The 14,420-nt window shown below is 33.8% G+C and carries 13 protein-coding genes; 9 read left to right on the forward strand and 4 right to left on the reverse strand.

Annotation, left to right across the window (positions count from 1 at the left end; translation table 11 throughout):
- Positions 1–42: 42 nt before the first annotated feature.
- The 3 genes from GMA11_RS02475 to pepT are packed head-to-tail and all read left to right on the forward strand — an operon-like array spanning position 43 to position 2,794.
- Complete coding sequence (locus GMA11_RS02475) at positions 43–759, forward strand: tRNA (adenine(22)-N(1))-methyltransferase TrmK (RefSeq protein WP_163545635.1); 717 nt, start codon at positions 43–45, stop codon at positions 757–759.
- Positions 743–1,546, forward strand: coding sequence for a Nif3-like dinuclear metal center hexameric protein (locus GMA11_RS02480; RefSeq protein WP_163545636.1), 804 nt, complete (start codon positions 743–745; stop codon positions 1,544–1,546). Before GMA11_RS02475 ends, GMA11_RS02480 begins: the two co-directional genes overlap by 17 nt.
- Positions 1,547–1,561: 15 nt before the next feature.
- Positions 1,562–2,794 carry a peptidase T gene (gene pepT / locus GMA11_RS02485; protein WP_163545637.1) on the forward strand — a complete coding sequence of 411 codons (1,233 nt, stop codon included), beginning with the start codon at positions 1,562–1,564 and terminating at the stop codon, positions 2,792–2,794.
- Positions 2,795–3,042: 248 nt separating this feature from the next.
- Here pepT and cbpA read toward each other — a convergent pair whose 3' ends face one another.
- The gene (gene cbpA / locus GMA11_RS02490) at positions 3,043–3,684 is read right to left on the reverse strand and encodes a cyclic di-AMP binding protein CbpA (RefSeq protein WP_163545638.1); all 642 of its coding nucleotides are present in this window, start codon (positions 3,682–3,684) and stop codon (positions 3,043–3,045) included.
- A 139-nt stretch (positions 3,685–3,823) separates the two neighbouring features.
- Between cbpA and GMA11_RS02495 the strand changes: the two genes are divergently transcribed.
- Genes GMA11_RS02495 through GMA11_RS02505 form a run of 3 tightly spaced genes read left to right on the forward strand, consistent with a single transcriptional unit; the run spans position 3,824 to position 7,801 of the window.
- Complete coding sequence (locus GMA11_RS02495) at positions 3,824–4,264, forward strand: MarR family winged helix-turn-helix transcriptional regulator (protein WP_163545639.1); 441 nt, start codon at positions 3,824–3,826, stop codon at positions 4,262–4,264.
- A 29-nt stretch (positions 4,265–4,293) separates the two neighbouring features.
- Entirely contained in the window at positions 4,294–6,060 is a 1,767-nt protein-coding gene (locus GMA11_RS02500; RefSeq protein WP_163545640.1) for an ABC transporter ATP-binding protein, read from the forward strand.
- Positions 6,050–7,801, forward strand: coding sequence for an ABC transporter ATP-binding protein (locus GMA11_RS02505; RefSeq protein WP_163545641.1), 1,752 nt, complete (start codon positions 6,050–6,052; stop codon positions 7,799–7,801). The genes GMA11_RS02500 and GMA11_RS02505 overlap by 11 nt, the downstream gene beginning before the upstream one ends.
- A gap of 129 nt (positions 7,802–7,930) precedes the next feature.
- Here the strand turns inward: GMA11_RS02505 and GMA11_RS02510 are convergent, their stop codons facing one another.
- Positions 7,931–8,917 carry an aspartate-semialdehyde dehydrogenase gene (locus GMA11_RS02510; RefSeq protein WP_163545642.1) on the reverse strand — a complete coding sequence of 329 codons (987 nt, stop codon included), beginning with the start codon at positions 8,915–8,917 and terminating at the stop codon, positions 7,931–7,933.
- Positions 8,918–9,038: 121 nt separating this feature from the next.
- Here GMA11_RS02510 and GMA11_RS02515 point away from each other — a divergent pair, with 121 nt between their 5' ends.
- The 3 genes from GMA11_RS02515 to GMA11_RS02525 all read left to right on the forward strand — a co-directional run bounded on the left by GMA11_RS02515 (position 9,039) and on the right by GMA11_RS02525 (position 13,289).
- Complete coding sequence (locus GMA11_RS02515; protein WP_163545643.1) at positions 9,039–10,031, forward strand: serine hydrolase; 993 nt, start codon at positions 9,039–9,041, stop codon at positions 10,029–10,031.
- Positions 10,024–11,769, forward strand: coding sequence for a 23S rRNA (uracil(1939)-C(5))-methyltransferase RlmD (gene rlmD / locus GMA11_RS09280; RefSeq protein WP_163545644.1), 1,746 nt, complete (start codon positions 10,024–10,026; stop codon positions 11,767–11,769). Before GMA11_RS02515 ends, rlmD begins: the two co-directional genes overlap by 8 nt.
- Positions 11,770–12,233: 464 nt before the next feature.
- Complete coding sequence (locus GMA11_RS02525) at positions 12,234–13,289, forward strand: Dam family site-specific DNA-(adenine-N6)-methyltransferase (protein WP_240332453.1); 1,056 nt, start codon at positions 12,234–12,236, stop codon at positions 13,287–13,289.
- A 77-nt stretch (positions 13,290–13,366) separates the two neighbouring features.
- On the opposite strand, the gene GMA11_RS02530 is transcribed toward GMA11_RS02525, so the two are convergent.
- Together GMA11_RS02530 and GMA11_RS02535 are read right to left on the reverse strand one after the other, a co-directional pair.
- On the reverse strand, positions 13,367–14,203 hold the full coding sequence (locus tag GMA11_RS02530; protein ID WP_163545645.1) for a type II restriction endonuclease: 837 nt from the start codon (positions 14,201–14,203) through the stop codon (positions 13,367–13,369).
- Positions 14,200–14,409, reverse strand: coding sequence for a helix-turn-helix transcriptional regulator (locus tag GMA11_RS02535; RefSeq protein WP_163545646.1), 210 nt, complete (start codon positions 14,407–14,409; stop codon positions 14,200–14,202). The genes GMA11_RS02530 and GMA11_RS02535 overlap by 4 nt, the downstream gene beginning before the upstream one ends.
- Between the last annotated feature and the right edge of the window lie 11 nt (positions 14,410–14,420).

Here is a 14,420-nt window from a genome sequence, read left to right on the forward strand (position 1 = left end):
ACTCCCCATATTATAAAAATGGTATAACAAAGGAGAACGGGTTTGAACGTTGAAAAATTATCAAAGAGATTAGAGTTAGTTGCCAACGCTGTGCCAAAAGATGCAAGAGTAGCAGATATAGGTTCCGATCATGCTTATTTACCTTGTTATTTAGCGTTAAATGAGCAGATTACGTATGCTGTGGCTGGAGAAGTTGTTGACGGACCTTTTCAATCAGCGTGTCTACATGTGAAAGAACAAGGTTTAGCAGAGAAAGTATTTGTTCGCTTAGCAGACGGTTTAGATGCTATTGAAGAACTCGACAAGATTGATACAGTAACTATTTGTGGTATGGGTGGCGATTTGATTTCTAAAATTTTAGAACGTGGTTATATAAAAGGGCAATTAAAAACAGTAAATACTCTTATTTTACAGCCAAATATAGGGGAACAACATGTCAGAAAATGGTTAATGGCACATCAATACAAAATTATTGAAGAATATATTATAGAAGAAAACAAAAAAATTTATGAAGTTATTGTGGCGACGGTATCAAAAGATGTTATAAAGTACTCGTTAGAGCAATTACAATTTGGGGTATTTTTACCAGATCGTAAAGAAACAGCTTTTGTACAAAAGTGGATGTTAGAATTGGATAAATATGAATCAGTTATAAAACAATTAAAGCAAGCAAAAACAGATGAGTCAGAGAAAATTTTATTGTTTAGAGAAAAGCAACGTGTCATTAAGGAGATGTTAAGCAATGCCCACAGTAAGTGAAGTGATAGAGGTTATTGAAACATTAGCACCACGTTATTTAGCTGAGAGTTGGGATAATGTGGGGCTACAAATCGGAAGAAGAGATGTAAAGGTAAAAGGGATTTTATTTACTTTAGATGTCACAATTGAAGTTGTGGAGGAAGCTATAGGTAAAGGTGCCAATTTAATAATTGCACATCATCCGATTATTTTTAAAGGTGTCAAATCTATTTGTTCGGATAACGATAAAGGGGTGCTCTATTTAAAATTGATAGAGCAGGGTATCAATGTTTATGTTGCACATACCAATTTAGATAATGCCAATGGAGGTATGAATGATTGGTTAGCACAGTCGTTAGGATTGCAGAATATTTGTGTGATGGATGTCATTGGCACATTGGAAAATGGACAAGAGTATGGTACTGGTCGTGTCGGAATGTTCGAAAATCCAATGACATTGGAAGAATTAGGCAATCTTGTAAATGATGTGTATATCACACATGGTGTACGTTTTGTCGGTGACAAAAAAACACGTATTCAAAAAGTTGCATTATGTGGAGGCTCAGCCATGGATTATTATGAGAGTGCCCTTAAACATAAAGCAGATGTATATATTACAGGTGATATTAAATATCATCAAGCCCAAGATTTATTAGCAGAGGGACTTGTAGCGATTGATGCTGGGCATTATATTGAAAGTATTTGTAAAGATAAATTATTTGCTATCTATAAAGAATGGGTTAAAATGAATGAGTATAATATACCATTATATATTTCACAAGTGAATACAGACCCATTTGTATTTTAGAAAGAAGGAAAAAAGATGACAGAAAAATTAGTTGAACGTTTTGTAACATATATTAAGTTTGATACGCAATCAGATGCATATAGTCAAACAGTTCCGTCTACACAAAATCAAGTAGAGTTTTCAAAAACAGTGTTAATACCAGAACTAGAAGCATTAGGCTTGTCAGATGTTAAATATCATGAAAGTAATGGATTTGTGACGGCTTTATTACCAAGCAATACAACTAAAAAAGTGTCAACAATCGGCTTTTTAGCCCATGTTGATACAGCAGACTTTAATGGAAAAAATATCAATCCACAATTTCATCCAAACTATCATGGAGAAGATATTGTATTAAATGCAGAAGAAAATATTGTTTTGCGTGTATCAGAGTTTCCAAACTTGGCAAACTATAAAGGGCAAACATTGATTACAACAGACGGCACAACATTATTAGGTGCTGATGATAAAGCAGGTATTGCTGAAATTGTCACAGCGGTTGATTATTTATTACAACATCCTGAAATTGAGCATGGAGATATTAAAATTGCATTTGGTCCAGATGAAGAAATTGGTCGTGGTGCTGATTTGTTTGATGTAGCTGACTTTGCAGCCGATTTTGCCTATACAATGGACGGTAGTCGTGTTGGTGAATTGGAATGGGAAAGTTTTAACGCTGCACAAGCAACAGTAAAATTTAAAGGAAAAAATGTGCATCCTGGTACAGCAAAAGGTGTTATGATTAACGCAATGACATTGGCAACAGAATTTGATAGACGTTTGCCGAATAAAGAAGTACCTGAATTAACAGAAAAACGTGAAGGATTTCATCATTTAATGGGTATGTCTGGTACTATTGAAGATGCCACATTACTTTATATCATTCGTGACCACGATAGAGAAAAATTTGAAGCAAAAAAACAATTATTTGATACATTGGCAAAAGAAATGAATGCCGAATTAGGATTAGATAATGTATCTGTTTTACTAGAAGACCAATATTATAATATGGGTGAAATTTTACAAAAAGATATGACACCAGTTCATTTAGCTCAAAAGGCAATGGAAAACTTAGATATTCCAGTTATCATGAATGCTATTCGTGGTGGAACAGACGGTTCAAAATTGTCCTTTATGGGATTACCAACACCAAATATTTTTGCCGGTGGAGAAAACTTCCACGGTCGCTACGAATTTGTTGCGGTGGAATCTATGCAAAAAGCGGTCGATGTCATTGTTGAAATCGTACGCTTAAGTGTTGATTTATAATATAGTAAATTTAATAGTATTCACAAAAGCTCGGCATCAACGTTTTTTATACGTTGATGTCGAGCTTTTTGGGTTATACGTCAAATAGTGTTGGTAACCCAAAATGATTCTATAATATTCTGGAAAGTTCCTCTATGCTGTAGCATAAAATATATTTTAGTTGAAAAAGGTATTTAAATATAAGGTATTCGATTATTAAAAATGGTGAATTGACAGTTTAAAATGTCAATTCACCACTTTGATTTTAATTAAATACCATGTGTTAAGTCTTCGACTTCAAGTACATCAAATGATTTTGCTGTGAGTTTGTCTGTTAATTTTTGAAGTTGTTGCTTTGTAAAATTTGGTGGGAACATTACCATAATACGTTTTCTAAGTGTAAATTCTTCACGGTCGAGTGTAATTAGTCCGGTAATAGTTGTAAATTTATAAATGATTTTTAAAATTTTATCTAGTCCAGTTACATTATCTGGTACGCTAATTGTTAAAGCGTAGCTAGATTCCGTCATTTTCCAAGATTGTGACAATAGTTCGTACATATCTGTATGTCGAATAATGCCTAAGAAATGATGTTTATCATTTAAGACGCTAATATAGGGTAAATCACCCAATGTGAAAAAAAGTTTAAAAAAGGCATCTGTATTTTTAACGAATTTTGTAGCATTTTTCAAGAGTGTTGTAACAGGTTCGTCAAGGGAACCGCCTTGGACAAGATGTCTATAAATATGGTACTTATAAATGTTGCCACGATATAAGGTACTCGATGGATCAAGAATAGGTATACACCGTTGATTATGATCTTCCATAATATCTAAGGCAATGGCAATGGTATCTTTTGTAGTCACTGTATGTACAGCTTCTTTTGGTATCATAATAGATTGAATAATCATAAATATCTCCTTAAATGTCGTATCTTCATCATAACAGATTTTTTCTATTGAAACCACAAAAAATAATTGACTTCTTTCACAAACACGTGTATTATTTGTTCTCATGAGAACTAAAAAATATTAGTTAGGAGGAGGTATTATGAAAGAGAAGATTGATTTAAAAAAATTAGGGCAACAAATAGATGTTTTTTGTCAGTCTGTTGCGAAAAAACACAATATTGAACATTTAGGTGGCCCGCAAGGACATGTTGTTTTCTTTTTAAAAGAAAGAAAAGATGAAAAAACCAATATCAAAGATATTCAAGAACTTTTACATATACAAAAATCAGTTGCGAGCAATTTGATTAAGCGTATGGAAAAAAATGGTTTTATTCGTGTGGAGCAAGATGAAACAGATAAACGCTATAAATATATTGTGTTAACAGAAATTGGCGAGGAAAAAGCAGATTATGTGAAACAATTCTTTGATGAATTTCACAGTACCTTACTCCAAGGAATTTCTAAAGAAAATATTCATATCGTTTTAGAAACATTAAAACAAATTGAATATAATTTAGAATGTGCCAAAGATAAATTTTAAACATGATGTTCTAATATGAGGAGGTTACAATGATTAAACTATTTAAACGTTTAACAAAAAAAGAAATACTTATGATATTACTAAGTACCTGTTTAGTGGCTTTTCAAGTATTTCTTGAATTAAAAATACCAGAATATATGTCTGATATTACAAAATTACTACAAACAAAAGGGACAACAACTGCCGATATTTTCAATCCCGGTAGTAAAATGATAGGTTTATCGCTTGTTAGTTTACTTGCATCTGTTACTGTGGGATTTTTAGCTGCTAGAGTTGCCGCTAGTTTTACCGCATCATTAAGACGTGATATTTTTAATCGTGTTATGGACTATTCACAAGCCGAAATTCAGCAGTTTTCTATTCCAAGTCTATTAACACGTACGACGAATGATGTGACACAAATGCAAATCATCATTGCATTAGGTTTACAAGTGACGACAAAGGGACCTATCATGGCCATTTGGGCAGTTACAAAAATTATTGGTAAAAGTACAGAGTGGATGCTTGCTACAGTTGTAGCTGTCTTTGTATTAATTTTAATGTTGCTAGCGTTGATTACACTGGCATTTCCAAAACAATCGCTTATCCAACAGTTAACCGATAAATTAAATGGATTGACACGTGAAAAATTGATGGGACTAAGAGTTGTACGAGCGTACAATGCACAAACATACGAAAATAAAAAATTTGAAAAAGCAAATGATAATGTGACACGTACAAATATTTTTGTTAGCTCTATTATGTCATTGATGCAGCCTGTGATGACATTGATTTCTAGTGGATTGACATTAGCGGTTTATTTTATTGGTGCACGTTTAATCAATGACGCAGCTATGCCAGATAAAGTAACTATTTTTAGTGATATGGTTGTATTTTCTTCATACGCTATGCAAGTTGTTATTGGGTTTATGTTAATGACAATCGTATTTATGATTTTACCGCGTGTCTTAGTTTCTGCTAAACGTATCAATGCTGTGTTAGAGTTATCCTCTAGTATTCAGTATCCTACACACTCTAAAGAAACAAATGGACAAGTAGGAGATATTGTATTTCGTGATGTTAGTTTTAAATATTCTCCAGAGGCTGAACCGGTTATTGAGCATATTTCGTTTTCAGCTAAAGCGGGAGAAACTGTAGCATTTATTGGTTCTACGGGTAGTGGAAAAAGTACACTAGTCAATTTAATTCCTCGCTTTTACGATGTGACAAGTGGTGCTATTGAAATTGACGGTGTGGATATTCGTGAGTATTCTCGTAATGATTTGTATCAAAAAGTAGGATACATTCCACAAAAAGCTGTTTTATTTAGCGGTACAATTAACCAAAATTTAGATTTTGGGTCTAGTCAAGAAACGCCATTAAGTCAAGAAGCAATGTGGGAAGCTTTGGAATTAACACAATCAAAACATTTTGTAGAAGAGAAAGAAAATGCTTTGTTTGCTTCTGTTTCGCAGGGAGGAACGAATTTTTCTGGTGGGCAACGTCAGCGTTTAGCAATTGCCAGAGCATTGGCTAGAAAGCCTGAAATTTTAATTTTTGATGATTCATTTTCTGCTTTAGATTACAAAACAGATCGTATGTTAAGAGAAACATTGGCAAAACAAACAGCTTCAATGACCAAATTGATTGTCGCACAACGTATTTCAACCATTATGGATGCCGACCAAATTATTGTATTGGATAAAGGACAAGTCGTTGGAAAAGGAACGCATGAACAATTATTGCAATCAAACGAAGTGTATCAAGAAATTGCTTACTCACAATTATCGAAGGAGGAATTAGCACATGGAAAATAAAGAAAAAGAACGTTTATTTGTACAAATGGCACCTTATGTTAAAGGTTTTAAAATTCCTTTTATTGTGGCAGTAATTGGTGCAGTCATTGCGAGTACGATTACTGTTATTGGACCAGATAGAGTAAGTGAGATTACGAATGAAATTGCTAAAGGGATTGTCACAGGGATTGATATGGATAAAGTTAGTTCTATTGCCATGTCATTAGGTATTTTATATGTGATTAGTGCGGTATTGTCTTATATGCAAGGGGTTATTGTGGCGACAATGACACAAAAATTAACCAATCGTTTAAGACGTGCTATTAGTGTGAAATTGGATAAAGTACCACTAAAATATTTTGATAGCCATGTACAAGGAGATACTTTATCTCGTGTGACAAATGATGTGGATACTTTGGGACAATCACTAAGTCAAAGTTTAGGTGGATTATTATCATCTGTTGTCTTACTATTTGGTAGTATTTTTATGATGATGAAAACAAATGTATTGATGGCGTTGACTGCTATTTTTACTGTTGTATTAGGACTTGTCGGTGTTATCTTTTTAATGAGTAAATCAAGAGGGCTCTTTTATCAACAACAAAAGAACTTAGCTGCCGTCAGTGGTTATGCTGAAGAAATGTACTCTGGACACCATGTCGTGACAAGTTATAATGGATTATCCCAAACAAAAGAAACATTCGAGTCATTGAATGATGATTTATATCAATCTATTTGGAAGTCACAATTTCTATCTGGAATTATGATGCCATTGATGATTTTCTTAGGGAATTTTGGATATGTTATGGTTTGTGTGGTTGGTGCAATTTTAACATTAAATGGTGACATCACCTTTGGTGTAGTAGTCGCATTTATGTTGTACGTTCGTATTTTTTCACAGCCTTTGTCACAAATTGCACAATCTTTGAATGTTCTACAATCTGGTCGAGCAGCCATGTCACGTGTCTTTGAATTTTTATCAGAACCAGAAATGGCGGACGAAACAGATAAAATCAATCAATTAGACAATGTGAAAGGGCATGTTGTGTTTGATCACGTATCATTTGGATACGATAAAGAAAAAACGATAATCCATGACTTTTCAGCTATTGCTACAGTGGGGCAAAAAGTCGCAATTGTTGGGCCAACAGGTGCCGGAAAAACAACTATTGTCAATTTATTAATGAAGTTTTATGAAATTGACAGTGGTTCTATTCAGATTGACGGTGTCGATATAAAAGATATGACAAGAGAAGCTGTTCATGACTTATTTAGTATGGTTTTACAAGATACGTGGTTGTTTGAAGGAACCATTAAAGAAAATTTAATCTACAATCAAGAAAACATTACAGATGAACAAGTGAAACAAGCCTGTCAAGCAGTTGGTGTACATCATTTTATTAAAACATTGCCGAAAGGTTATGATACATATTTAGATGATTCCATTTCCTTGTCAGTCGGTCAAAAACAATTATTAACGATTGCTAGAGCATTACTAAAAAATGCTCCATTGTTAATCTTGGACGAAGCAACAAGTTCTGTAGATACACGTACCGAAGAACTTATCCAAAAAGCAATGGATAAACTAATGGAAGGACGTACATCCTTTGTTATTGCTCATCGATTATCAACCATTAAAAATGCAGATTTAATTTTAGTTATGAAAGATGGCAATATTATTGAACAAGGCAATCATGATGTTCTAATGGCTCAAGGTGGGTTCTATGCTGACCTATACAATAGCCAGTTTGAAAATGAGTAAGAAAGTATGGAAAGGGGAGTGAACGTTTCATCGTTCACTCCCCTATTTGCATTCTTTAAAATTCAATAAATGGTATTAAAACAGCTTGGTATCAATAAGGATACTAAGCTGTTTCTTGATATATTTTATTTAGGCTTTTTTGCTTTCTAATAATTCTGCGATTTGTACAGCATTACTTGCGGCACCTTTTCGGATATTATCTGCTACACACCAAATGTGGAAACTGTTCGGTTGAGAAATATCACGGCGAATACGTCCAACAAGTACGTCATCTTTTCCAGTAGCTTGTAGAGGTGTTGGGTATTCATTTTGTGTGGTGTTATCTATGACGATAACGCCAGGTGCTGTTTCTAAGATACGACGAATATCCTCTGGAGTTGTGTCTTTTTCAAATGTCACATTGATGTCAACAGAATGTGAGTTTAATACAGGAACACGTACGCAAGTTGCCGTGATGGCTACATCGTCTGATAATCCTAGAATTTTTTTCGTTTCATTCATCATTTTAATTTCTTCTTTTGTATAGCCGTTTTCTGTGAATACATCAATATGAGGTAGTACATTATTATAAATAGGATGTGGATAGTTTGTTGGTGCAATGCCTTTTTCTCCATTTACTAAATCATTAATACCAGCTTGTCCAGAACCAGATACAGCTTGATAAGTTGTGTAAGCAACACGTTTTATACCAAAAGCGTCGTGTAATGGTTTTAATGGGACAACAGATTGGATTGTTGAGCAGTTTGGGTTTGCAATGATTTTGCGGTTTAATGTTGGGGTATTGCATTCAGGAACAACTAAATCAATGCTTGGATCCATGCGCCATGCACTTGAGTTATCAATGACAATAACACCGTCTGCTTCAGCAATAGGAGCATATTTTAGAGAAGTTCCTCCACCTGCTGAAAATAAGGCATAGTCAATATCTTTTTTAAAAGATTGTTCTGTTAATTCTTCGACCACAATATCTTTCCCACGGAATTGTAATGTTTTTCCAGCAGATCGTTTTGATGCCATTAAATATAAATGATCCACTTGTAAGTTGCTTTGTGCAAGACGTTCAATCATTTTTGTTCCCACAACGCCAGTTGCACCTACAATTGCAAAATTTGCCATATATTCTCTCCTTAAATTTTCATTTACTTTAGCATTATAACATTAAAAAAAAGCCTGTCAAATAGGTATACAAGTTGTTTAAGACGAATGTTTATGATAAGGTAAGTAAGTGAGGTCATTTATGTATTCAAGAACAATCAAATTATTAGAAAATTATAGAAAAAATGATATTTTTCCTGGATATAGTGTCGCTTTTTTGGATAAAGAAAAGGTACAAACGTTTGTCCAGGGATATACACATGATAAAGAGCCCCTAAAAGACAGTTTGATGTATGATTTAGCCTCTTTAACGAAAGTGTTTGTCACTAGTTTTTTATTACTTCAATTATTAGAAAAAAATCAAATAGATATTGATGATAAAGTATCCATGTATTTACCGAATATGGTTGAAAAAGAATTGACCATTCGTCATTTAGTGACGCATACATCAGGATTAACAGGTTATATTAAAAATCGACATTTATTAACAGGTGATTCACTTGTTGAAGCGCTATGTCGGTATCAAAAAAGTGATACATTTGGAAAAGTATTTTATACGGATACCAATTTTGTCTTAGCCGGAAAACTGGTGGAGGCTGTCTATAAAAAGCCCATTGCTGATGTGTTTGATGAGCAATGTATTCAAAAACTAGCATTAAAAAATATAGGATACGGTCCTTTTGAAGCGTGCCGATGTGTGCCAACTGAAGTATTGTCTGAGCGAGGGATTGTGCATGATCCCAAAGCGCGCCAGTTGAAAAGACAATGTGGTAGTGCTGGATTATTTGCAAGTTTAGAAACGGTAATTGCTTTAGTAAGGTTATATTTGAATAAAGGAGCATACAATGGTGTTCGAGTATTATCAGAGCATTCAGTAGAGCATTTAGCAAAAGATTGGACAGAAACAAAATGTCATACCCGCTCTTTAGGGTGGCAGTTACAAGTGTATCAGGGAAAAACATGGATAAAACATACGGGTTTCACAGGAACATTAGTCATGTTTGAATTGGAAACACAAAAAGCTATGATTTTTTTATCCAATCGGATTTTAACATTGCAAGATACACCCCTATATAATGAGTTAAGAGATTTACTGATAGAGTGTTATTTAGAGGAAGTAGGAAATCATGAATAAAATAGAAAAAAATCAAGTTTACACGGTAATATGTCAAGATTTGACACATGAAGGAATGGGAGTATGCAAAATAGATGGATACCCAATCTTCGTTGATAATTTATTGCCAGAAGAAGAAGCGATTATTAAAGTTATTAAAGTAAACAAAGCCTATGGTATTGGTAAATTAGTCGAATTGAAAAAAGAGGCGATATACCGTGTACCTATTTTAGACAAAAAAGGAACATGGACGGGAACAATGCCCTTACAACATATGGCTTATGAACACCAATTATTATTTAAACAAAAACAAGTGAAAAATGTTATGTACAAAATTGCTAAGATGTCAGATATAGATGTTCGTCAAACGATTGGTGCAATACATACGACAAAATATCGCAACAAAGCACAAATTCCAGTTAGAAACATCAATGGTGTATTAACAACAGGTTTTTTCAGAAAAAATAGTCATGAATTTGTACCCATGGAAGATTTTGTTATTCAAGACCAACGCATTGACGATATTATTTTAATTGTACGTAACTGTTTGAGAGAGCACAGCATCAGAGCTTATGATGAACAAGCACACAAAGGTATTGTACGCCATATTATGATTAGACGTGGAATACATACAGGAGAGGTACAAGTTGTTTTGATAACAAATGGGAAAAATGGTGTGACAAATGAATTAGTTGCAGATATTGTAGATAGAGCACCAGACGTCAAGAGCATTGTTCAAAATATCAATACAAAACGTACCAATGTTATTATGGGTAACGAACAGAAAATATGGTATGGAAAAGACTTTATTTTAGATACTTTACTGGATAAAACATTTGCGATTAGTTCAAAATCCTTTTATCAAGTAAATCCGGAACAAACAGAAAAACTATACCAAGAAGCTATAAAAGCAGCTCATTTAACACAAGAAGATTGTGTGATTGATGCGTATTGCGGTATCGGAACGATTGGCATTTGCTTATCCGATAAAGTTAAACACGTTTATGCCATGGAAATTGTTGAGGATGCTATTGTTATGGCAAAACAAAATGCTCTAGCTAATCATGTGCACAATATGACGTTTGAAGTCGGTTCTGCCGAAACAGTGCTATCTAAATGGGTGAAAATGTGGGAGAGAATAGATAGTGGAGATAATATGATAGGTGGGAGAGAAACGAATAATGGAGGAACTGTAGTTCATAGGGAAAGTTTAGACGATAAAAGTAGGTTAAATGGAGGGGGAGGTTTAGAAAATAGGGGTAGATTAATCGGTCGGGAAGAGATGGAGAATGAAGGTAAGTTGAATAGTGGGGGAGGTTCAGAAATTAAAAGTGAATTAAACGGTGGGGGAGGGATAGACAACGAGAGTAGGGTAAATGATGGAGAAGGGATAGATAATGAGAGTAGGGTAAATGATGGAGAAGGGATAGACAATGAGAGTAGAGTAAACGACGGGGGAGAGATAGAAAATACAGGTATGACAATCTTAGGAGAAATTACTCGAATAAAACAAAGTGCGTTAAGACCAACAGTTCTTATTGTTGACCCCCCTCGTAAAGGATTAGATAGTAGTTTCATTCATACCTCTGCTAAGTTAAATCTTAGCCGTATTGTTTATGTGAGCTGTAATCCAGCCACAATGGCACGAGATGTTGCTTTGTATGGTGAGTACGGGTATGTTGTGCAATCTGTTCAGCCGGTGGACATGTTCCCTGGGACGAGTCATGTGGAGTGTGTGGTTCTGTTGGTGAAAAAATAGGGTGGATATAGTAAATATGCTGATAAATAAAGGATTTCTGAGTGTTGTGTTTGATTTAGAATGTTGCTTGGAAGTCTTTTTATGTTGGTTGAAGATTGCTGGAGTAGAAGGTGTGGAGTGGATAGGAATGTTGAATGGGGGTTGAGTTGATAGGTATGTTTGAAGTGATTAACTTTATTGCACGGAAGAGAAATGTAGAAAGTTTATTTAATACACAATAGCACAGTATAGATAGAAGAATATAGACTTTTGCAGTTGGTTCTTTAGTTGATTGGCAACTAAGTTTTTTTATTTTAGGTGGTAATATAAGGGTGTGCAGGGTTAAACAGGATGTTTGTTTTTTATAAGGTGTTTGAGTTGACTTTTTCCTTGATTTGAGTGATGTATAGTACTGGAAAAAAGACTATAAACTTGGCATTGTTCGTAACATCGAATATAATTAAGAGGTAGAATAGGAGAATTGTATGGGTTATATTTCAGTGAAAGAAGCATCTTATAAGTGGGGCATCAGTACTAGGAGAATACAGACTCTTTGTAATCAAGAAAGAATTTCTGGTGCGATTAAGATTGGAACTTATTGGGCAATTCCTTCAGTGGCTCAAAGGCCACGTGATAATAGATATAAGACTGAAGGAAAATTATTGCTACCTCAAAAAATAAAAAATGTTAAAATTCCTCCAATAAAAATACAAGGTATAAAAAGCAAGTTAGTTCCTTTTATTGCGAATTCTATTTCTTGGGATGGAAAAGGAACATACTTTGAACCATTTATGGGTTCTGGCGTATTTGGATTTAACATAGCTCCGCAAAAAGCGATATTTAGTGATACAAACCCTTATTTGATAAGGTTTTATCAAGATATACAGTCGAAACGAATTACTTCAAGTGTAGTTCGGGAATTTTTGGAAAGAGAAGGAGAGAAACTGGCGAACACACCAGAAGATAAGAACTCGTATTACTATATCGTGAGAGATAGATTCAACAAAGCTCATTCCTCGTTAGATTTTTTATTTTTACAAAGATCAAATTTTAATGGGGTTATTCGCTTTAATTCAAAAGGAGAATATAATGTTCCATTTGGACGAAAACCTCAAAGATTCCAAAAAGCACTAATAACTAAAATAGTTAATCAAGTTAAATGGTTGGAAGAATTAATGGAAGGAAAAGAGTGGAAATTTATTTGTATGCCATTTACAGATGCGTTCAAATTGATGAAAAAAGGAGATTTTGTATATTTAGATCCTCCTTATATTGGTAGATACGATGGGTATTATGATACTTGGAATGAGGATTTAGCAAATCATCTTTCTATTCTTGCTCAAACAGGAGATGCCGGATATGCATTTAGTATGTGGTCGGAGAATGAATATCGAGCAAACCCTCATTTAAACAAATGGACAGAAGGTATTACTCTAACAACGGAGCATTTTTATCACGTGGGAGCGAAAGAATCGAATAGAAATAAAATGACAGAAGCATTAGTTGTTAGCTCGAAAAACGTAAACCCAGAAGTACTTTAAATATCAAAAAAAGCATAAAGTCAAGGTTAATTATTCCTTGTATTTTATGCTTTTTACAATTTTAGTCAGCTTATTTTTTATTTCCAATTATTATTTTCCATAGATTCGTAGAATGATAGATACTCATTATATTTTAAACGTATCTCTTTTGCTTTTTTATCATCTTTTTTAGCGACCCAATTTATATAGCTATCAATGCTATTGAATAATGAATCTTTTATTTCTTTACTGTCTTTATATTTCGGGAAGTGAGTCCAGTAATCATGAAATACTTCTTCTCCAAGGAAGTTAAAAGGGCCAGCCCCAAAAATAAAAGGAGATAAAGTAGTGGACAAGATTGTACCTATGTTATCGGTATTACCACTACCTTTAGTTTCACCACAAATTCTAAATTTTTCTTGAATAAAAAATTCTATATTTTTATAAGCAGGTCTAATTGAATTTAAGTCTTCTAGAGAAAGTATACCAGTTGTAGGCGATTCTTCTCGTTCATACACTATACCTAATATATAATGTGCATCATAATCGTTATAGTGTCCATATATATTTTTAGTTCCATTTCTCATAAAACTTGTAAAACTTCCGCCGGTAAATCCGAATTTAGATTGTGCAGATTTTTTATATGTCGTTTTTATATCTATAGCTATTTTTCTGCCGTTTGGTTTTTTGAAATAGAAATCTGGATAAACAGTTTGTTTTTCTGATTCTCCCAGTTCATACCCGAGTTCTCTAGCAGCGTTCAATAGTGGCTTTGTAACAAGAACTTCAAATAAACGTCCAATTATTTTAGAATCGCTACCAAAAGTATATATGTTTTTATCTGGATCAATAAATCCAGAAAGTATCCAATCTTGTTGTTCAGTTGATAAGTATTTATAAATAGTTTCGATGATGTTATCTGTATGTGGTTTCATATTTTCTCCTTTACTTTTTCCATAATATCTTCAATACCACAATCTAATACAGTACAAATTTTTAAAAGTACATCAGTTGTAACATTTTGTCCTTTTCCTAGTTTTGCAATGGTATTAGAGCTGATACCTGCTTGTTTTCTAAGTTGTTCTCTTGTCATATTTTTATCTAGTAATAGATGCCAAAGTTTGTTATAGCTAAAATACATTTTAATCTCCT

Origin of the sequence: Granulicatella sp. zg-ZJ (assembly GCF_010892355.1) — a bacterium.
GTDB lineage: Bacteria > Bacillota > Bacilli > Lactobacillales > Aerococcaceae > WM01.

What these genes read in the sequence shown, in the direction of transcription:
- GMA11_RS02480 (WP_163545636.1), top strand. Translation starts at nt 743, where the DNA reads ATGCCCACAGTAAGTGAAGTGATAGAGGTTATTGAAACATTAGCACCA.
- pepT (WP_163545637.1), top strand. Translation starts at nt 1,562, where the DNA reads ATGACAGAAAAATTAGTTGAACGTTTTGTAACATATATTAAGTTTGAT.
- cbpA (WP_163545638.1), bottom strand. Translation starts at nt 3,684, where the DNA reads ATGATTATTCAATCTATTATGATACCAAAAGAAGCTGTACATACAGTG.
- GMA11_RS02495 (WP_163545639.1), top strand. Translation starts at nt 3,824, where the DNA reads ATGAAAGAGAAGATTGATTTAAAAAAATTAGGGCAACAAATAGATGTT.
- GMA11_RS02500 (WP_163545640.1), top strand. Translation starts at nt 4,294, where the DNA reads ATGATTAAACTATTTAAACGTTTAACAAAAAAAGAAATACTTATGATA.
- GMA11_RS02505 (WP_163545641.1), top strand. Translation starts at nt 6,050, where the DNA reads ATGGAAAATAAAGAAAAAGAACGTTTATTTGTACAAATGGCACCTTAT.
- GMA11_RS02510 (WP_163545642.1), bottom strand. Translation starts at nt 8,917, where the DNA reads ATGGCAAATTTTGCAATTGTAGGTGCAACTGGCGTTGTGGGAACAAAA.
- GMA11_RS02515 (WP_163545643.1), top strand. Translation starts at nt 9,039, where the DNA reads ATGTATTCAAGAACAATCAAATTATTAGAAAATTATAGAAAAAATGAT.
- rlmD (WP_163545644.1), top strand. Translation starts at nt 10,024, where the DNA reads ATGAATAAAATAGAAAAAAATCAAGTTTACACGGTAATATGTCAAGAT.
- GMA11_RS02525 (WP_240332453.1), top strand. Translation starts at nt 12,234, where the DNA reads ATGGGTTATATTTCAGTGAAAGAAGCATCTTATAAGTGGGGCATCAGT.
- GMA11_RS02530 (WP_163545645.1), bottom strand. Translation starts at nt 14,203, where the DNA reads ATGAAACCACATACAGATAACATCATCGAAACTATTTATAAATACTTA.
- GMA11_RS02535 (WP_163545646.1), bottom strand. Translation starts at nt 14,409, where the DNA reads ATGTATTTTAGCTATAACAAACTTTGGCATCTATTACTAGATAAAAAT.